This is a genomic window from Azospirillum sp. A1-3 (assembly GCF_023806445.1).
Lineage (GTDB): Bacteria > Pseudomonadota > Alphaproteobacteria > Azospirillales > Azospirillaceae > Azospirillum.
In genome coordinates this window covers 597420-615144 of the sequence record NZ_JAMSLU010000002.1, presented here as the reverse complement: position 1 = coordinate 615144, position 17725 = coordinate 597420, and the positions used below count along the sequence as shown (strand labels likewise).

15 protein-coding genes, 1 pseudogene and 1 other annotated feature are annotated in these 17725 nt (G+C 67.8%); of the genes and pseudogenes, 3 read left to right on the top strand and 13 right to left on the bottom strand.

Annotated elements, in window-relative coordinates:
- Positions 1–41 precede the first annotated feature (41 nt).
- Positions 42–827, top strand: coding sequence for a sulfatase/phosphatase domain-containing protein (locus M5E06_RS16200; RefSeq protein WP_252139041.1), 786 nt, complete (start codon positions 42–44; stop codon positions 825–827).
- 75 nt (positions 828–902) lie between these two features.
- Complete coding sequence (locus M5E06_RS16195; RefSeq protein WP_252139040.1) at positions 903–1892, top strand: choline ABC transporter substrate-binding protein; 990 nt, start codon at positions 903–905, stop codon at positions 1890–1892.
- A 163-nt stretch (positions 1893–2055) separates the two neighbouring features.
- Here M5E06_RS16195 and M5E06_RS16190 read toward each other — a convergent pair whose 3' ends face one another.
- The 12 genes from M5E06_RS16190 to M5E06_RS16135 form a co-directional block, all read right to left on the bottom strand.
- Positions 2056–2763 (bottom strand): ABC transporter ATP-binding protein, encoded by a 708-nt coding sequence (locus tag M5E06_RS16190; RefSeq protein ID WP_252139039.1) that lies wholly within the window; start codon positions 2761–2763, stop codon positions 2056–2058.
- A 5-nt stretch (positions 2764–2768) separates the two neighbouring features.
- Positions 2769–3545 carry an ABC transporter ATP-binding protein gene (locus M5E06_RS16185; protein ID WP_252139038.1) on the bottom strand — a complete coding sequence of 259 codons (777 nt, stop codon included), beginning with the start codon at positions 3543–3545 and terminating at the stop codon, positions 2769–2771.
- Positions 3542–4576, bottom strand: a complete 1035-nt coding sequence (locus M5E06_RS16180) for a branched-chain amino acid ABC transporter permease (protein WP_252139037.1) — start codon at positions 4574–4576, stop codon at positions 3542–3544. The genes M5E06_RS16185 and M5E06_RS16180 overlap by 4 nt, the downstream gene beginning before the upstream one ends.
- Complete coding sequence (locus M5E06_RS16175; RefSeq protein WP_109150835.1) at positions 4569–5462, bottom strand: branched-chain amino acid ABC transporter permease; 894 nt, start codon at positions 5460–5462, stop codon at positions 4569–4571. The genes M5E06_RS16180 and M5E06_RS16175 overlap by 8 nt, the downstream gene beginning before the upstream one ends.
- Positions 5463–5487: 25 nt before the next feature.
- The gene (locus M5E06_RS16170) at positions 5488–6699 is read right to left on the bottom strand and encodes an ABC transporter substrate-binding protein (protein WP_252139036.1); all 1212 of its coding nucleotides are present in this window, start codon (positions 6697–6699) and stop codon (positions 5488–5490) included.
- A 107-nt stretch (positions 6700–6806) separates the two neighbouring features.
- Complete coding sequence (locus M5E06_RS16165; protein WP_252139035.1) at positions 6807–7616, bottom strand: enoyl-CoA hydratase/isomerase family protein; 810 nt, start codon at positions 7614–7616, stop codon at positions 6807–6809.
- A gap of 30 nt (positions 7617–7646) precedes the next feature.
- A complete protein-coding gene (locus M5E06_RS16160) occupies positions 7647–9218 on the bottom strand; it encodes an AMP-binding protein (RefSeq protein ID WP_252139034.1) in 1572 nt (523 codons plus the stop codon).
- Positions 9211–9741: a (2Fe-2S)-binding protein gene (locus tag M5E06_RS16155; protein ID WP_252139033.1), complete on the bottom strand. Its 531-nt coding sequence runs from the start codon at positions 9739–9741 to the stop codon at positions 9211–9213. The genes M5E06_RS16160 and M5E06_RS16155 overlap by 8 nt, the downstream gene beginning before the upstream one ends.
- Positions 9729–10565, bottom strand: coding sequence for an FAD binding domain-containing protein (locus M5E06_RS16150; RefSeq protein WP_252139032.1), 837 nt, complete (start codon positions 10563–10565; stop codon positions 9729–9731). Before M5E06_RS16150 ends, M5E06_RS16155 begins: the two co-directional genes overlap by 13 nt.
- Positions 10562–13600 carry a xanthine dehydrogenase family protein molybdopterin-binding subunit gene (locus tag M5E06_RS16145; protein ID WP_252139031.1) on the bottom strand — a complete coding sequence of 1013 codons (3039 nt, stop codon included), beginning with the start codon at positions 13598–13600 and terminating at the stop codon, positions 10562–10564. Before M5E06_RS16145 ends, M5E06_RS16150 begins: the two co-directional genes overlap by 4 nt.
- A 90-nt stretch (positions 13601–13690) precedes the next feature.
- Complete coding sequence (locus M5E06_RS16140; protein WP_252139030.1) at positions 13691–14566, bottom strand: AraC family transcriptional regulator; 876 nt, start codon at positions 14564–14566, stop codon at positions 13691–13693.
- Positions 14567–14764: 198 nt separating this feature from the next.
- A protein-coding gene (locus tag M5E06_RS16135) for an IS5 family transposase (protein ID WP_502801985.1) occupies positions 14765–15645 on the bottom strand; the annotation gives its coding sequence in 2 pieces (ribosomal slippage) (positions 14765–15274 and positions 15277–15645; 879 coding nt in all).
- A gap of 416 nt (positions 15646–16061) precedes the next feature.
- Here M5E06_RS16135 and M5E06_RS16130 point away from each other — a divergent pair.
- Positions 16062–16364: pseudogene (locus M5E06_RS16130) on the top strand (transposase); the annotation flags it as partial.
- A 38-nt stretch (positions 16365–16402) separates the two neighbouring features.
- Here M5E06_RS16130 and M5E06_RS16125 read toward each other — a convergent pair.
- Positions 16403–17634, bottom strand: a protein-coding gene (locus M5E06_RS16125) for an IS3 family transposase (protein WP_252139029.1) whose coding sequence is annotated in 2 segments (ribosomal slippage) — positions 16403–17340 and positions 17340–17634 — 1233 coding nt in all. Because the reading frame shifts where the segments join, the coding sequence is not laid out codon by codon here.
- Positions 17234–17350: a sequence feature (AL1L pseudoknot), on the bottom strand. Its footprint overlaps the gene before it by 117 nt.
- Positions 17635–17725: the final 91 nt, after the last annotated feature.

Here is a 17725-nt window from a genome sequence, read left to right as displayed (position 1 = left end):
CGGGTTGAGGTGTGGTGACCAGACTCTACCGAAGAACCGCGATGACCGCCCCGCTATGGATAACCGGCCCGCCTACGCCAGCCATCGGAGGGCGCTACGGCGGGCCGGTTCCCCACAGCTCCTACACCACCCCGTGGGGCACGACCCTGTCCGACCATGGCGACATGCTGGGTGAACGCGGGCTGTGGTACAAGATGAGCTTCTTCGAGTCCGCCTGCCGCATCCCGCTGATCATCCGGGCGCCGGGCTGGTTCCAGGCCGGACGGGTCGCCGCCTCGGTCTCATCGATGGATCTGCTGCCGACCCTGGTCGAACTCGCCCATGACGGGGCGGCGCCAGGCTGGCGGACGCCGATCGACGGGCGCAGCCTGCTGCCGCACCTTCAGCGCAGCGGCGGCCATGACGAGGTGATCGGCGAATATCTCGCCGAAGGTGCCCTGGCTCCCATCGTGATGATCCGGCGCGGTCGCGACAAATTCATCCATTCACCGGCCGATCCCGACCAGCTCTACGACCTGTCCGACGATCCGGACGAGCTGGTGAACCGGGCGGAGCAGCCCGCCGCCGGCTCGGCGGCGGCCGATGCCCTGCGACGCTACCGCGCCGAGGTGGAACAGCGCTGGAATCTGGCGCGCCTGCATGAGGAGGTTGTCGCCAGCCAGCAGCGGCGCCTCCTGGTGGCTGATGCACTGCGCCAGGGGCAGCACCGCTCCTGGGATTTCCAGCCCTTCACCGATGCAGGCACCAGCTATATGCGCAACCATCTGGATCTCGACGATCTGGAAGCCATGGCGCGCTTCCCGCGCCATGGCACCCCGGCGCACTAAGACGGCGCGCTGGCGCGCCGGACGTCGACCATCACCCGACAGGAGGGAGAGCACATGCGTGCACCGGAGCTTGCAATGGGCGGTTTGACAGCGGGGCGTTCGGCACTGGCCGGTCTGGTGGTCGTGATCGGGACAACGGTCAGCGCGCTGGCGATTTCGGCAGCGGCATCGGAATCGGCGACTGCGGCGGAGCCCGCGAGTTGCCAGACGGTGAGGATGGCCGATCCCGGTTGGACGGACATCACCGCGACCAATGCGGTGGCGGGAGCGCTGCTGGGAGCCATGGGCTATCAGCAGAAGATCGAGACGGTCGCCGTGCCGATCATTTTCCAGGGGCTGAAGACCGGGCAAATCGATGTCTTCCTCGGCAACTGGATGCCGGCCCAATCCACCTTCCTCGACAAGCTGATCGCCGAGAAATCGGTCGAGATCGTGCGCCCGAACCTGGAGAACGCCAAATTCACCCTGGCGGTGCCGACCGCTGTGGCCAATGCCGGCGTGCACAGCTTTGCCGACCTCGCTCGGTTCGGCGATCGGTTCGAAAAGAAAATCTACGGGATCGAGCCGGGGGCGCCGGCGAACCAGAACATCCAGCGCATGCTCGACAAGAAGGATTTCGGGCTGGAGGGCTGGACCCTGGTCGAATCGAGCGAGCAGGCCATGCTGACGCAGGCGATGCGCCGAACGCGCAGCAAGGATTGGGTGGTCTTTCTCGGCTGGCAACCGCACCCGATGAACACCCGGATCGACATGACCTACCTCAGCGGCGGCGACGCCTATTTCGGCCCGAACTATGGCAGCACCACGGTCAACACCCTGTCCCGGCGCGGCTACGGCACCGAATGCACGAATGTCCACCGCCTGTTCAGTCAACTCGCCTTCACCGTCGAGATGGAGAACGAGATCATGGCCGCCATCACCGAAGACAAGAAAGCCCCCAAGGACGCAGCGGCCAGCTACCTGAAGGCGCATCCCGACCTGCTCGGCCCCTGGCTGGCCGGCGTGTCGACCCGCGACGGCAAGGACGCCGCCACGGCCGTGCACATGGCATTGGGCCTGAAGTAACGCAACCAAACGAGAAGGAGACGAACAACCATGCTGGCCGCGTTGCGCGCATGGGTCCGGGCCCGCTTCCCCTCCTGGTTCCGGCCGGCCTACCGTCCTGAACGCCATTACATGCGGGGCCCCTCCGGCTTGCGATGAGTCCGGAGGGGGAAGGACCGCCGGATCATACGGCAACCATCTCCATCAGCCGGGCGCGATCGGCAGGGGAGGCCGCTTCACCATGGAGCGTGATGCGGCCCCGTTCCACCGCGTAGAAGCGGTCAGCGACATCCAGGGCGCGGTGGATGTTCTGCTCCACCAGCAGGATGGTCAATCCCGCCCGCTTCAGCTCCGTGATGATCGCGAAGATCTCGTCGACGATCATCGGCGCCAGACCTTCCGTCGGTTCGTCGATCAGCAACAGCCTGGCGGTACCCACCATCACGCGGGCCATCGCCAGCATCTGCTGCTCGCCGCCGGACAAGGTGGTGCCGAGTTGCCGACGCCGTTCGGCCAGCCGGGGGAAGCGGGCGAAGGCCTGTCCGATCGCCTGTTCGTTCTCCCGGCGCGCGCGCCCGGGGCATTGGCGCAGGCCCAGCCGCAGATTCTCCTCGACGCTGAGGCCTGGGAAGATGCGGCGATCTTCCGGCACCAGCCCGAGCCCAAGGCGGGCGATCGCGTCGGGCGTCTGCCCGGCCAGATCAATGCCGTCGAAGCGGATCGTGCCGGAACTGGCCGGCACCCAGCCGGCGACGGATTTCAGAATGGTGGTCTTGCCGACGCCGTTGCGGCCGAACAGCCCGACCACCTCGCCCGGACCGGCCTGCAGGGACACCCCTTGCAGAACATGGCTCAGGCCGTAATGCGCGTGCAGGTTCTCGATGGAAAGCATGGGTGTCACCCGTGTCCGAAATAGGCGGCCTGTACGGCGGGATCGGCGCGCACCACGGCGGGCGGCCCTTCGGCAATCTTCCGGCCCTGGGCCATCACAACGACATGGTCCGACAGGCTCATCACCAACCCGATGTCGTGTTCGATCAGCAGCACGGTCAGGTCGCCGGCCAGCGTGCGGATCAACGCGCCGGTGTCTGCCGTGTCGCCGTGGCTCATGCCCTGGGTCGGCTCGTCCAGCAGCAGCACCCGCGGTTCGGCGGCCAGCGCCACCGCGATCTCCAGCCGCCGCTGTTCGCCGTGCGACAGGTTGCCGGCAAGCTCGCGCGCCTTGGCTAACAGGCCGAAGCGTTCCAGCAGCGCGTCGGCCTTGGCCAGCGCACGACGGCTGTGGCCGACCGGACGCAGCGCGTGCCAGGGCCGTTCCAGAACCTGCGCGGCGATTCGCAGGTTTTCCAGCACCGGCAGCTCGAAGAACAGGTTGGTGATCTGGAAGGACCGCGCCAGCCCGGCGGCGAGCAGCCGGTCGGGGGAGCGCCCGGTGACGTCGGCGCCGTCCAGGGTGACCCGGCCGCCGGTGGGGCGGATGGCGCCGCTGATCAGGTTGAACAGCGTGCTCTTGCCCGCCCCGTTGGGTCCGATGACCGAGGTGATCCGTCCGGCTGCGGCCTCGAAGCCGACGCCCGCCACCGCCTGGAGCCCGCCGAAATTCACCGACAGGTCACGCACGCTGAGCGCAGAGGCGCCGCCGGCCGTCACCGTCCTGAGGGAGGATGCCGTCATGGCGCCGTCCTCCCCGGTCGGCGGCTCAGCCGCGCCAGCAGGGCGCCGACCAGCCCCTTGCGCAGGAAGATGACGGACAGCATGAAGATGACCCCCACGACGATCAGGTGATGTTCGGTCCAGGATCCGACGACAGAGCGCAGGGCGGTCAGCAGTAGGCTGCCCACAACCGGCCCGACCAGCGTGCCGACGCCGCCGACGATCACGGTGATGACCGCGTTGCCGGAGGTCTCGAAGAACATCAGTTCGGGCGAGACGAAGCCGCGCAGCATCGGGTACAGCGCCCCCGCCAGCGCGGCGACGCAGGCCGCCAGCACATAGACCGCCAGCTTGTAGCGCCAGGCATTGAAGCCCAGGAACGGTACGCGCTTCTCGTTGGCGCGGATGGCGGCCAGGGTGCGGCCGAACGGCGCGTCCATCAGATAGGCCAGCCCTGCATAGGCCGCGACGGTTAGGGCCAGCACCAGCAGGAAGAAGGACAGCGGATCGGCGGTGTCGAGACTGAACGGCCCGAATCCGACCTGGATCTGCGGGATGCCGATCAGCCCGTCCGACGCGCCCAACGCGCGGGTGTTGTAGACGGTCTTGGCGGCGACCTGCGCCAGCCCGAAGGTGATGAGTGCGAAATATACTCCCTTCACCCGGTTGGCGATGACGCCGCCGATCAAGCCCGCCACGCCGCCGGCCAGCAGGGCCGCTCCCATCGCCAGCCAGAAGCTGGGGGCGACGTCGCGCAGGACGAGCGCCGAGACATAGGCGCCCAGCCCGAAATACAGCGCCTGTCCCAGCGACAGCAGGCCGGTATAGCCGAGCAGCAGGTCGACGCTCATCGCCAGACCGGCGAAGATCAGCGCTTCGGTGGCCAGACGCAGGTAGAAGCCGTTGCCGGTCGCCCAGGCGACCGCAGCGAAGCCCAGCGCCGCCGCCAGGAAGGCGAGCGCCAGCCAATGGACCGGGGCCAGACGGGAGAGAAGGGACGCAGGCCGGGCGCGACCGGGGTCGGAGAGGGTGCGCAGAGTGGCTTCAGGCATGTCCAAGCCTCCCGAACAGGCCCTGCGGCCGGACCATCAGCACCAGCACCATGATCCCGAACACCAGCGGGTCGGACCACACCGGCGAAATGTAGAGGCTCGACAAAGCCTGCACCTGGGTCAGCAGCAGGCCGGCGATCACCGCCCCCTGGATCGACCCCATGCCGCCGACGATCACCACGGTGAAGGCCATCAGGATGAAATCGCGGCCCATGGTCGGGAACACCGAATAGATCGGCGCCAGCAGCACTCCGGCCAGCCCGGCCAGCGCCACCCCGAAGGCGAAGGTGCCGGCATAGACGCGGCGCACCGGCACGCCCAGCGACGAGGCCATGTCCTTGTCGAAGGCGGCCGCCCGGACCATGGCGCCGAGCCCGGTGCGGAAGACCACCAGCCAGACCGCGGCGATCAGCGCGAGACCGAAGCCGATCAGGAACAGCCGGTAATTCGGCAGGAACATGCCGAGGATCTCGGTGCCGCCCTCGATCGGATTCTCGGGCCGCAGGGTGTTGGGGCCGTAGACCAGCTTCAGAAGATCCTCCAGGATCATCCCCAGCCCGAAGGTCAGCAGCAGGGTCAGGATGTGGCGGTCGCGGCTGTGAAAGACCCGTGCGATCAGCCAGCGCTCGGCCATCCAGCCGATCGGCAGCATCAGCAGCGGCACCAGCACCAGCAGTGCCCAGAACCCGACACCCAGCCCGGCCAGGGTCAGGGACAGGAAGGCGCCCATGGCGTAGAATTCGCCATGGGCCATGTTGATGACGTCCAGCAGCCCGAAGATGATGGTCAGGCCCAGCGCCATCAGAACGACGGCAACCCCGAGCGACAGACCGTTCAGCGCTTGCGGCGCCAGGACGAATTGCAGATAGTCGATGAGATCGGCCATGGCCATCGGCTCCTTGACTGCGTCCTCAGAAGCGGGTGCAGAGGTCCGGCCCGATGGCCTTCTCGCCCGGAACGGTGCCGACAACGTCGAAGCGGTTGTTGGTGCCGTCCGACGAGATGCGCACGGCGTACATGTCCTGGACCGCCTGATGGTCGCCGGCCCGCATGGTCTTGGTGCCCTGCGGCGTGCTCCAGCTCAGCCCTTCCATCGCCTTGCGCAGCGCCTCGGTGTCGGTGCCGCCGGCCTTCTCCACCGCCGCCTTGAAGAAGCCGATCAGGCCATAGCTGTCGGCGCCGTAGAGGTCGGGGGCGGTGTCATAGGCCTTGCGGAAGGCGGCGACGAACGCCTTGTTCTCGGGCGTCGCCAGTTCCGCCGAATAGCCGACGCCGGTGACGAAGCCGTCGGCCGCCTTGCCGATGGCGCCGATGTTCTGGGCGGTGACGGTGCCCGACGCGCCGACGATGGTCAGGTTGCGCAGCAGCCCGTATTCGCCCATCTGCGTCAGCAGCCGCACAGTGTCGTTGCCGGCCGTGGAGGTGTAGAGCACGCTGGGCCGCGCGGCGCGGAGCTGGCCGAAATACTGCGAGTAATCCTTGCTGCCGAGCGGCGCGAACACCTCGCCGGTCGATTGCGCCCCGGTCTTCTCCGCCGCCTCCTTGAAGGCCGCAACGGTGGACCGGCCCATCTCATAGTCCGGGCCGAGATAGTAGACCTTGGCCTTCGGCTTGTCCTTGGCCAGCCATTCCGCCAGCGCCGCCGACTGCTGCCCCGCCCGCGCGTTCACCCGGAAGACGTTGGGCGAGCATTTGTCGGTGGTGATGGCGTCGGAAAAGGAGACGGTGGTGGCGATCAGCCGGCCGTTGCGCTCCGCCAGCTGCCCGACCGCCAGGGTGGAGCCGGAATTGACGGTGCCGGTCAGGAAATCGACCTTGTTGACCTGGAACAGCTTTTCCGCCTTCTGGGTGGCGACGGCGGGGTTGGCCTCCTCGTCCTCGAACAGCAGCTCGACCTGACGGCCGAGAATGCCGCCGGCGGCGTTGACCTCCTTCGTCGCCAGTTCCAGGCCCCAGCGGACCTGCTGGCCGATCGGCGCGTAAGTGCCCGATATCGGGGTTACCACCCCGATGCGGATCGGATCGGCGGCCTGCGCCACGCCCGGCGCCACCAATGGCGCCGCCAGCAAGGCCAGCAGCGGCGAAAGGGTGTAGATTGACCTCGGAAGAGCGTTCTTGGGCATGGATGGTCTCCCTCACTGGCGCGATGCCGCGCCCTGTTGTTGGAAAGGCGGCGCCCGCTCGTTCGATGGCGGGCGCTCGACGTTGGTGCCGAAACCGGAGCCGGGGATCAGTTGCCCGTGAAGACGGGCTTGCGCTTCTCGTGGAAGGAGGCGACGCCCTCCTTGAAATCCTCCGAGCCGCGCAGGCGGCCGTAGGCCTGCCCCTCGATCTCGATGGCGCCGTTGACCGATACGTTGTTGCCGCTGTTCAGCACGCCCTTGATGGTGCGCTGGGCGAGAGGCGAGAAGCCGCGCAGCTCGTCCACCAGGGCGGCGACCGTCGCCTCAAGTTCGGCGTCGGCGACGCAGTCGGTGACGAAGCCCCAGTCGGCGGCCTGACGGCCGGGGATGCGCTTGGCCCGCATCACCATGTCCTTGGTCCGGCAGATGCCGATCATGTGCAGCAGGCGGGCCGAGCCGCCGGAGCCGGGGATCATGCCGATGCGCATTTCCGGCAGGGCGAACTGCGCGGTCTCCGACACGATGCGGAAATCGCAGGCCAGCGACAGCTCGAAGCCGACGCCGAAGCAATAGCCGCGGACCTGGGCGATCACCGGCTTGCGGCAGCATTCCGGCGCGGCGATGTTGACCGCCAGTTCCGACACATGCTCCGCCGACTTCTCCATGAAGCCGGCGATGTTGCCGCCGGACGAGAAGTTCTCTCCCTCGGCGCGCAGGACGATCACCCGCACCTTGGGGTCGCGGTCCAGCGCCGCGAACACGGCGGCGAACTGGTCGCGCTGGAGCATGCTGACGATGTTGAAGGGCGGACGGTGCAGCACGATGTCGGCGCGTTCCTTGGCCTCGTCGATCTCGACACGGAAGCCGTCGAGGTCGGCGAGCAGGCGGTCGGTGCTGTCGAAACGGTAGGGGGTCACGGTCGGAAACTCCATGGATGAAGGCGGTGTTCAGGAGAGTGTCGGGCTGTGTTCGGCCGGGTTGTGTTCGGCAGAGCTGTGCTCAAGGGTGAATTCGCCGGCCTGGAGCTTGCGGCGCAGGATCTTGCCGACCGGCGATTTCGGGATTGCGTCGAGGAAAACGTACTCGCGCGGGCGCTTGAAGTTGGCGAGGCCGGAGGTCCGGCAATGGTCGTCAAGATCCTTCGCCTCGACGCCGTGGGCGCGCTTGACGAAGGCGACGACCCGTTGGCCCCAGCGCTCGTCCGGCAGGCCGGCGACCGCGACCTCCAGCACGCCGTCATGCAGCGACAGCACGCTTTCGATCTCGACCGGCGAGACGTTCTCGCCGCCGGTGATGATCATGTCGTCGACCCGGCCGGTGACGAAGAGGTCGCCGTCGGCGTCGAGGAAACCGATGTCGCCGGTGAAGTACCAGCCGGCATGAAGCGCCTTGGCGTCGGCGTCCGGCCGTTTCCAATAACCTTCAAAGGATTCGTCGCCGGACAGGTCGGCGACGATCTGCCCCTCCTCCCCGGCCGCGGCGCACGCGTCGGGATCGAAGCTGCCGAGGCGGACGATGCGGATGCGCTGGTTCAGCGCCGCCTTGCCGGCCGAGCCCGGCTTGGCCGGCGCGTTCTGGTCGATGGTGAAGGTGTAGATCTCGGACGAGCCGTAATGGTTGACGAACAGCTCGGGCCGGAAGGCGGCGTCCAGCCGCTTCAGCAGGCCGTCGGTCATCGACGCCCCGGCAAAGCCCAGCTTGCGCACCGACGACACGTCGGTGCTTGCGAATTTCGGGTCGGCCAACAGGTCGTGATAGAGCGTCGGCACCAGATAGAGGCAGCTCAGCCGTTCGGCCGCGATCAGGTCGAGCGCGCGGCCGGTGTCGAAGCGCGGCAGGCAGACGAAGCAGCCGTCGACCAGCGCCATCGCCAGCAGCGAGCGTACTCCCATCGTGTGGTAGAGCGGCATCACCCCCAGCGTGCGCTCGCCGCGGCGGTAGCAGTTCTGGGCGACATGGGCGATGGCGGAGACGCGCTCCGTCCGGTGACGGCGCGGCACGCCCTTGGGCTTGCCGGTGGTGCCGGAGGTGTAGAGGAACAGCGAGACATGCTCCGCCGTGGCACGGGGCTGCGCTTGGGCCATCTCGCTGTCCAGCAGGTCGGCGAAGCGGTGATCGCTTCCGTCGCCCGGATCGCCGACCGCGATGCAGGGCAACGCCCTTGCCGCAGCGGAGTCCCGGACCGCATCGGCCGAAACATCCTGATAGAAGAGGGCACGCACCTCGGCGTCGGGGAGGCAATAGTCCAACTCGTCGGCCTTCACCCGCCAGTTCAGCGGCACGACGGCGATACCGGCCAACTGGCAGGCCCAGTGGATGGTCGCCATCTCCCAAGTGTTCTGCAGCGCGGTGGCGATGCGGTCGCCGGGATGCAGGCCGAGCCGGTCGAAGGCGCCGACCAGCCGGCGGATGCGCTCCAGCCATTGCGCGTAGGTCAGCCGCAGGTCGCCGTCCACGATGGCGACCGCGTCGGGGCTGCGTTCCGCGCTGGCCAGGATGCTGCGGCCGAGGTCAAACATGGGTGACCTCCTTCACCGTCTGGCCCGTGACCTCCATCACGGCACGGACGATGCCGGCATATCCGGTGCAGCGGCAAAGATGGCCGCTCAGCATGTCGCGTAGCTCCTCTTCGGTGGGTTTGGGATTGCGGTCCAGGTAATCGGTCAGCGACATCAGGATGCCGGCGGTGCAGAAGCCGCATTGCAGGGCGTGGTGCCGGCGGAAGGCCTCCTGAAGCGCGGTCATGCGCCCCTCATTGGCCGCCGCCAGCCCCTCGACAGTGTCGATGCGCCGACCGTCGGCCTGGACCGCCAGCGTCAGGCAGGCGCGGACCGCCAAGCCGTCGATGCGGACGGTGCAGGCGCCGCAGACGCCATGTTCGCAGCCGACGCGGGTGCCGTGGGCGCCCAGCTCGTGACGCAGGAAATCGGTCAGCAGCAGGCGCGGATGGGCGTGCCCAGTCCGCGGCGTGCCGTTCAGGACGATGGAGACGGCGTGTCGCGTCTCCGCCGACAGCGGCGATGTGGATTTCAGCGGCGGCATGACAGGGCCTCTTCAAGGACGGTGCGGCCGATCCGGCGGACGAGGTCGCGGCGGTAACGTGCGGTGGCGTGCTGGTCGTCGTCGCCGCCGAGATCCCAGGCGAAGACGTTCAGCGCCTCGTCGAGATCCGGCGGCAGCCCGCCGGCGGCGAGCGGCCAGGAGCGCAGCGTCGGCCGGTCCGCCACCCCGCCGACGGCGATGCTGGCGCGCTCCCCATCCACTGTGGCGGCGCAGGCGGTGATGGCGAAATCGCCGTGCCGCATCGACTGCTCGCGGAAGGCATGGCCGCTGTTCGGCCGGGCCAAGGGAAAGCGGACGCATTCGACGATCTCGTCCGCCGCCTTCACCGTGGTCAGCGGCCCCACGAAGAAATCGGCGGCGGGGACGGTGCGGCGGCGGCGCAGGTTGCGCAGCACCACCTCGCCGCCGGTGGCGACCAGACAGAGCGGCGTCTCGGCGCTGGGATCGGCATGGGCGACCGACCCGCAAAGCGTGCCGCGGTTGCGGGTCTGGAAATGGCCGACCCACGGCAGGGCGGCGGCCAGCAGCGGCACCTCTTGCGCCAGGGTCGGACGGGCCAGGACCTCGGCCTGGGTGATGGCGGCGCCGACGGTCAGCCAGCCATCTTCGGCCCGCAGCGTGCGCAGTTCCTCCAGCCGGCCGAGATCGATCAGCAGGCGCGGCTGGACCAGCCGCATGTTCAGCATCGGCATCAGCGATTGGCCGCCGGCGATCACGCGGGCGTCGTCCCCCCCGGCCGCCAGCGCCGCCAGCGCATCGGCAACCGTCGTCGGCCGCAGATAGTCGAAGGACGCGGGTTTCATTGCGTGAGTCCCAGAAGGCGCAGCAGGCGCGCCGGAAGTGACGGGTGTTCGGTCGGTCCAGCAGGGCCACCGGCGCGGGCGACCAGCTTCTCGAAGAACTGGCCGATCAGCAGGCGCGACGCGCTGTCGAGCATACGGCCGCCGACCGCGGCGACCTTGCCGCCAACCGACGCGCTGTAGCGGTAGGTGACGCGCGTGCCCTCGGCGGTGCGCTCCAACGTGACATGCCCGGTGCCGCTGCCCGATCCCAGCGCGCTGGTGCCGCTGCCGGTCAGGGTCAGCGTGTTGGGCGGGTCGAGGTCGGACAACGCCACCTCCGCCGTGTAGCGGCCACGCACCGGGCCGATGCCGACCACCACCTCAGCCCGGTAGGCGTTGGGACCGACGAGGTCCAGCGCCTCGCAGCCGGGCAGCAGCGCCGCCAGCTCCTTCGGATCGAGCAGAATGGCCCAGACCCGTTCCGGCGTCGCCGGCACCTCGCGGCTGCCCTCCCCGGTCAAACCGCGCCCGCCCGGTGCGGCAGTCGGCGGCGGACTTTCCCTGGAACCGGGTGCAGATGCCGGGCGCGGCGGTTCGGGCGGATGGATCAGCGCCGCCAGCTTGGCCGGGGTGATCGGCAGGGACGGCGGCTCGTCCACGGAAACGGCCGACAGCGCATCGGCCACCGCGTTGGCGAGGCAGACCGGCGTGCTCATGCAATTCCCCTCCCCCACCCCCTTAGCGCCGAGCGGCGTTACCGGCGACGGGCTTTCGCGGTGGAGGATGACGGGGACCGGCACCTCGCAGGCGGTCGGCACCAGATAGTCGGCGAAGGTCCCCGACAGGAACCGGCCGTCGTCGCCATAGGCATATTCCTCGTACAGCGCGGTGCCGACGGCGTGGGCGAAGCCACCGAGAATCTGGCCTTCCACCAGCAGCGGGTTCAGCAGCCGGCCGGCATCGTGCATGGTGACGTAGCGGTCGATCCGCACCGCACCCGTCGGCCGGTCGATTTCCACGCCGCAGAAATCGAAGATAAAGCCGTAGCAGGCCGAACTGTTGATGTGGTCGGCGTCGGTCGGCGCCTTCAGCGGCTCCGGCGTCCAGAAGGCGGTCTCGCGCAGAGCCGCTTCCTGCCCGTCGGGCAGCGTGCCGGGTGCCCAATGGCCGGCGGCGGCGACGCGGGAGAAGGACAGGCTGTTGTCCGGGTTGGCGTCGGAGAAGACCTTGCCGCCGGCGAAGCGCACATCGTCGGCCCGGCAATTCAGCTGGCCGGCGACCAGCGCCGCCATACGGCCGCGCAGCCGGGTCGCCGCCACCTGCGCCGCCCCCGCCACCGCCCCGGCGAAGCGGCTGGAATAGTTGCCCGACGCGATCGACCAGGCGTCCTTGCCGGTGTCGAGGTCGGTGTTGACGCGGATCTCCTCGAAGCGCAGGCCGAAGACGTCGGCCACTACCTGGGCCAGCACGGTGCGGTGCCCCTGCCCCTGGGGGGCGGACGCCACCGTCACCGACACCCCGCCGGTTGGATCGACCGCAATGCTGGCAGTCGCCTGCGCGCCGTTCTTCGGCCCGGCCTTGCGCCGTTCATCGGCGGTCAGGACGGTGGTGATGTAGCCCATGTTGGAGATCGACGGCTCCACCACGGCGGCATAGCCGATGCCGTAGATCCGACCCTCCGCCCGCAGCGCGTCGCGCCGCGCCTTAAGCGCGTCGAGCGCCCCCTCGCGCACCGCCTGTTCCAGCGTCGCGCGGTAATCGCCGCTGTCGAGCGTCCCGCCCGATGCGGTGCGGTAGGGCATGGCGTCGGCCGCCACCAGATTGCGGCGGATGACGTCGAGCGGGTCCAGCCCAAGTTCCGCCGCCACCCGGTTCATCAGCCGCTCCAGCCCATAATAGAGCTGCCCACCGCCGAAACCGCGGTTGAGGCCGGTCGGCGTCTTGTTGGTGACAACGATGCGGTTGGTCACCGACAGATGGGGGATGTCGTAGGCACCGGTCAGGTTGCCGTGGTTGCGGTAGAGCGAGGCCGGTTCCGGCGCCCGCAGATAGGCGCCGCAATCCTCGGTCTGCTCCATGCGCAGCGCCAGCACCCGGCCGTCCGGCTCCACCGCCGCGTCGATGCGCATGCGGCGCGCGGTGGCCGAGGTGGCGGCCATCAGATGCTCCAGTCGGTCCTCCACCCACTTCACCGGCCGGCCGGCGACGCGGGCGCACAGCCCCATCAACACGACATAAGGGAACACCGCCTGCTTGTTGCCGAAGCTGCCGCCGGAATGCGGCGGCGTCTTCAGCCGCAACCGCGATCCCGGCACGTTCAGGGCGCGCGCCATCACCGGATGGACGGCGAAGGGGCCGGAGAAGTTCGACAGCACCTCGTAGGCATCCTCGGCCGCGTCGTAATCGGCGAGGACGACGAAGCACTCCATCGGGGTGCAGGAGTTGCGGGGATACTCGACCTCGACCGACACGGTGCGGATGGCACGAGCGAAGGCGGCCTCCGGATCGCCGTAACGAAAGCTGCGGCTGTTGACGAGGTTGGAACCCACCGCCGGATGCAGCGGCTCCGACCCTTCCTCCAACGCCTGGGCGATGGAGGTCACCGGCGGCAGCGGGCGATAGCGCACCTCGATGCGGTCGAGCGCGTCCTCCGCAACATAGCGGCTGTCGGCCAGCACCACCGCCACCGGTTCGCCGACATGGCGCACGCGGTCGATGGCGAGGCACCAATGTTCCATCGGCGCGCGGATGCCGACCAGGAACGCGCTGGCATGGCGTTTGGCGTCGGCCCCGGTCACCACCGCGGCGACGCCGGAAACCGCCAGCGCGGCGGCGGTGTCGATGTTCAGCAGGTCCGCATGGGCGTGCGGCGAACGCAGGATCGCAGCGTGCAGGGTGCCGGGCTTCACCGGCAGATCGTCGCCATAGCGGGCGACGCCGGTCAGCAGCGCCGCATCCTCGACCCGCGGCATCGCGCGGCCGACGAATGGCGCCGCACTTCCTTTAATTTCAATGGTCTGCGTGGCGGTCGCAGGGGCCGTCTGGGTGGCCGTCATCGTCGTCCTCCGATTACCGGAGAAGACTAGACCGTTCGCCCCGCAAAGCTTTTACCGTGGAGTGTCGCGATTTACCCTAGCGTCTCATTTTCATGCATGTCCGGCCTCAGGCGGCCCCCCGCCTACGCGGTCCACCAGATTGACGACGCGGCGGTATTCGGTGGGCGTCACACCCTGGTGGTTGCGGAAGAAGCGGCTGAAATGGCTGGGCGCCGAAAAGCCGAGCCGCCCGGACACCTCGGTGGCGCTCTCCAGCCCGGCGGCCATGGCGTCGATGGCCGCTTCCATCCGAAGCACGTTGAAATAGAGCGCCGGGGTGATCGCCATCGTCTGCTGGAACAGCCGGAACATGTGGGCGCGCGACAGACCGGCTGCGGCGGCGACGCGGCCGGCGTCAAATTCCTCGCCCAGGGTTCCCCGCATGAAACGAATGGCCTGACGGATGCGGAAGTCGCCGGCCGCCGGGGCGGCATAGCGCGTGCCGCCCAGTGTCCGCCATTCGGAGAAACGGTCGATGATGGCGATCATCAGGTCGAACAGCGCCTCCTCCATCCGCTCGCCCGACGGGTCGTCATACAGCAGCTCCGCCGCCATGCGGTCGGCCAGCCGGCGGATGTACGGCGTCAGCTCGCCGCAGGACTGCGCGAAGAAACCGGGATTGCCGCTGGCGTTGAGTTCCCGCTGCATGGCGCCGAGCCAGCGCGGCTCGATGTACAGCGCCAGGATCACGGTGCGCGGAGCGCCCGGTTGATGGGCGTAGGAATGGGCCTCCCAGCTGTTGACCAGCACCGCGGTGTCGTCGCGCAGCGGATAGAGCTGCTCCCCCACCGCGAAGCGGGTGTCGGCGCCGGACGCCTTGATCAGCACATGGCAATGGGGATGCGCGTGATGGATCAGCGCATTGTCCATGTCCAGCAGGGCGACGCGGCCAAAGCTTCCCTGATGGATGCGCATCGCTTTCGACATAGCGTCCGATCCCTTTCTACCCGCCCGCAACCAGCGGTCGCCGGGCTAATCTTCGATAGTTTGCTTTACAAGCTAATCGTCAGCGGCCGCCTTTACCAGATCCATCGACGGGATTCCTTGGACGCATGGCTGTCGGTAAGAGGAGAAGGAGCGGCAAAAAGAAGGGCCGGCCTGCTGCCAGGAGACAGCGGATCAACCCTAGGTCCTGTCTGACGGCCTGCTGACTCGCAGGCATCGCTGGATCATGGCGAGCTTGATGAAGGTCATGTAGTTGACAGCGAGCTTGTCATGTCGTGTGGCAACGGATCGGCATCCTTTGAGCCATCCGATGCCACGCTCGACGGCATTTCGTCTCCGGTATGCCTCGCGATCGAACCGAGGCGGCCTGCCTTGGTGGGTTCGCCTGCGTTCGTCTTTGCGCATGGCAATGACTGGTTCAATGTGGCGCCGTCGCAGGTACTGACGAAAGCGATTGGCGCTGTACCCCTTATCGCCGGCCAACTTTCGAGGCTTGGTGCGTCGGCGCCCTCGCCGAGTGGGCAAGCTGACCGCCTCCAAGGCGGCGACGGCGAAGGAGATTTCCTGAAGCTGGCCTGCGCTCAGCACGGCCGCCAGCGGCAGGCCGTTGCCATCGGTCACCAAGTGGATTTTGGTCCCGAAGCCCCCGCGTGAGCGGCCAAGGGCGTGGTCGGCCGGCTCGTCCGCGCCCCCCTTTTTCCGCCGCCAACCGCCGAGCGACTGGCCCGGATACTGGTGCCGTCGATGCACCAGAGGTCCACATCGATCCGACCATCCGCATCAAGCTGCAAGCGCAGACGGTCGAGGATCCGCTCGAACACTCCGTCGTAACGCCATCGCACAAACCGTTCGTAGATCGTCTGCCATGGGCCGTAGCGTTCGGGAATGTCCCGCCATTGGGCCCCAGTGTTCAGCTTCCACATCAGCCCATCAACCACCTGACGGTGGTCCCGCCACACCCCGCCACCTCGGGGATTGGAGCGCGGCATCAAATCCGCGATCCGATCCCACTGCGCATCGCTCAGTTCGTAGCGTCGCAGCCCTGTCGCCTCGTAAGCCATCAAACTGACCTTGGACTCTAAACCACAACGTCAATAGGCTCGTCAGACAGGACCTAATGCGGGAAATGCAAGGACTGGCGGCGCTCCGGAGCCGTGCGGATCGGCCGCCCGCCCCCTATTCGATCGGCGTGCGCCAGACAGCAGATTGATCGTCACCACCTCGTCCATCGACGGCGCCTATGAGCTGGTTTCCTCGACGGCATCAGCTTGCCAACCGAGGTAACGCGTCCATGGGCGTGGTGGAAAAAGCGCCCATGAAGGATCGGGCTGGGGCCGGGCGAAGCTCGCACACAGCGTAGCCCGGCCCCAGCCCGATCCTCCGCCTCGCAGGCGGTGTGTCCGGCGGCAGGAGATGGTCATCGCGCATCTTCGGTAAGGTCAAGTTGCAACACGCGACCACGACCAAGGACACGACGATGACCGACGACAGAATGGCACTGATCGAGCAAATCCAGAAGAGCACGGACGGCGACTTCCTGCGCTCTGTCGCCGAGCACACGTTGCATCGGCTGATGGACTTCGAGGTTGAGGGGCTGATCGGCGCCGCTCGCCATGAACGCACCGACACGCGCACCACCTACCGCAACGGCTCGCGCCCGCGCCAGCTCGACACCCGGCTCGGCACGCTGGACCTGAAGATTCCCAAGCTGCGCCAGGGCTCCTACTTCCCGGCTTTCCTGGAGCCGCGCAAGACCGCCGAGAAGGCGCTCACCGCCGTTGAACCGCTCCGGGTTTGTCGGAGGCCATTCGGCTTGAGTCACGCCGCCATGTCGACGTCCTCAGCTTGGGCATAGTAGCGTGCTTCGGCCTCGGCGGGAGGAATATTGCCGATAGGTTCGAGCAGGCGCCGGTGATTGAACCAGTCCACCCATTCCAGGGTGGCGAATTCGACGGCTTTGAGGGTGCGCCATGGTCCACGGCGGCGGATCACCTCGGTTTTGTAGAGGCCGTTGATCGTCTCTGCCAAGGCGTTGTCGTATGAATCGCCAACGCTGCCCACGGAGGGCTCGACACCGGCGTCGGTCAGGTGCTCGGTATACTTGATGGCAACGTATTGCGAGCCGCGGTCGGAGTGATGAATGAGGCCGCTGCCCTTTGCCGGTCGGCGATCGTGGAGCGCCTGCTCCAAGGCGTCCAGAACGAAGCTGGCGTGGGCGGTGCGCGACACCCGCCAACCGACGATGCGGCGGGCGAAGGCGTCGATGACGAAGGCCACGTAAACGAAGCCCTGCCATGTGGCCACATACGTGAAATCTGCCAGCCACAAGGCATTCGGGCGGGACGCCTGGAACTGCCGGTTCACCCTGTCCAGCGGACAGGGGGCCGCCTGGTCGCTGATCGTGGTGCGCACTGCCTTGCCCCGCGTGACACCCCGCAGCCTCATACGCCGCATCAGGCGAGCCACCGTGCAGCGCGCCACGTCGAGGCCTTCCCGCCGCAACTGCCGCCAGACCTTCCGTACCCCATAGACCTGGAAGTTTTCATCCCAGACCCGCCGGATAGCCAAATTCAGCTCCGCGTCACTTCGCGAGCGGGCCGGCGCCTTGGACGGATCGGCCGTCCGGGCGGCATGGGCATGGTAGGTGGACCGGGCGATCGGCAGCACTCGGCAGATCGGCTCGACCCCGTAGACGGCGCGGTGCGCGTCGATGAAGGCGATCATTTCCGAAACGGGCGGTCGAGCTCCGCCTGGGCGAAATACGCCGACGCCTTGCGGAGGATCTCGTTGGCTTGGCGCAGTTCCCGGACCTCGCGTTCCAGCGCCTTGATCCGCTCCTGCTCGTCTGTCGTTTGCCCCGGCCGCTTGCCCTGGTCACGTTCGGCCTGCCGGACCCAACCCCGCAACGTCTCCGCCGTGCAGCCGATCTTCGCCGCGATCGAGCTGATCGCCGCCCACTGCGACGCGTGCTCGCCGGCGTGATCGAACACCATCCGCACAGCGCGCTCGCGGACTTCAGGGGCGTATTTGGGTGATGCCTGTTTCGTCATGATGACCCCATCCTCTCAAGAAACGGGGCCTCCGACAAACCCGGAGCGGTTCACAATCCCACCGCCCGCATCGTTGAAGCGGTGGCGACCG

Bases quoted from the DNA above. Each gene is read 5' to 3' on its own strand.
- M5E06_RS16200 (WP_252139041.1), top strand. From the start codon at position 42: ATGACCGCCCCGCTATGGATAACCGGCCCGCCTACGCCAGCCATCGGA.
- M5E06_RS16195 (WP_252139040.1), top strand. From the start codon at position 903: ATGGGCGGTTTGACAGCGGGGCGTTCGGCACTGGCCGGTCTGGTGGTC.
- M5E06_RS16190 (WP_252139039.1), bottom strand. From the start codon at position 2,763: ATGCTTTCCATCGAGAACCTGCACGCGCATTACGGCCTGAGCCATGTT.
- M5E06_RS16185 (WP_252139038.1), bottom strand. From the start codon at position 3,545: ATGACGGCATCCTCCCTCAGGACGGTGACGGCCGGCGGCGCCTCTGCG.
- M5E06_RS16180 (WP_252139037.1), bottom strand. From the start codon at position 4,576: ATGCCTGAAGCCACTCTGCGCACCCTCTCCGACCCCGGTCGCGCCCGG.
- M5E06_RS16175 (WP_109150835.1), bottom strand. From the start codon at position 5,462: ATGGCCGATCTCATCGACTATCTGCAATTCGTCCTGGCGCCGCAAGCG.
- M5E06_RS16170 (WP_252139036.1), bottom strand. From the start codon at position 6,699: ATGCCCAAGAACGCTCTTCCGAGGTCAATCTACACCCTTTCGCCGCTG.
- M5E06_RS16160 (WP_252139034.1), bottom strand. From the start codon at position 9,218: ATGTTTGACCTCGGCCGCAGCATCCTGGCCAGCGCGGAACGCAGCCCC.
- M5E06_RS16155 (WP_252139033.1), bottom strand. From the start codon at position 9,741: ATGCCGCCGCTGAAATCCACATCGCCGCTGTCGGCGGAGACGCGACAC.
- M5E06_RS16150 (WP_252139032.1), bottom strand. From the start codon at position 10,565: ATGAAACCCGCGTCCTTCGACTATCTGCGGCCGACGACGGTTGCCGAT.
- M5E06_RS16145 (WP_252139031.1), bottom strand. From the start codon at position 13,600: ATGACGGCCACCCAGACGGCCCCTGCGACCGCCACGCAGACCATTGAA.
- M5E06_RS16140 (WP_252139030.1), bottom strand. From the start codon at position 14,566: ATGTCGAAAGCGATGCGCATCCATCAGGGAAGCTTTGGCCGCGTCGCC.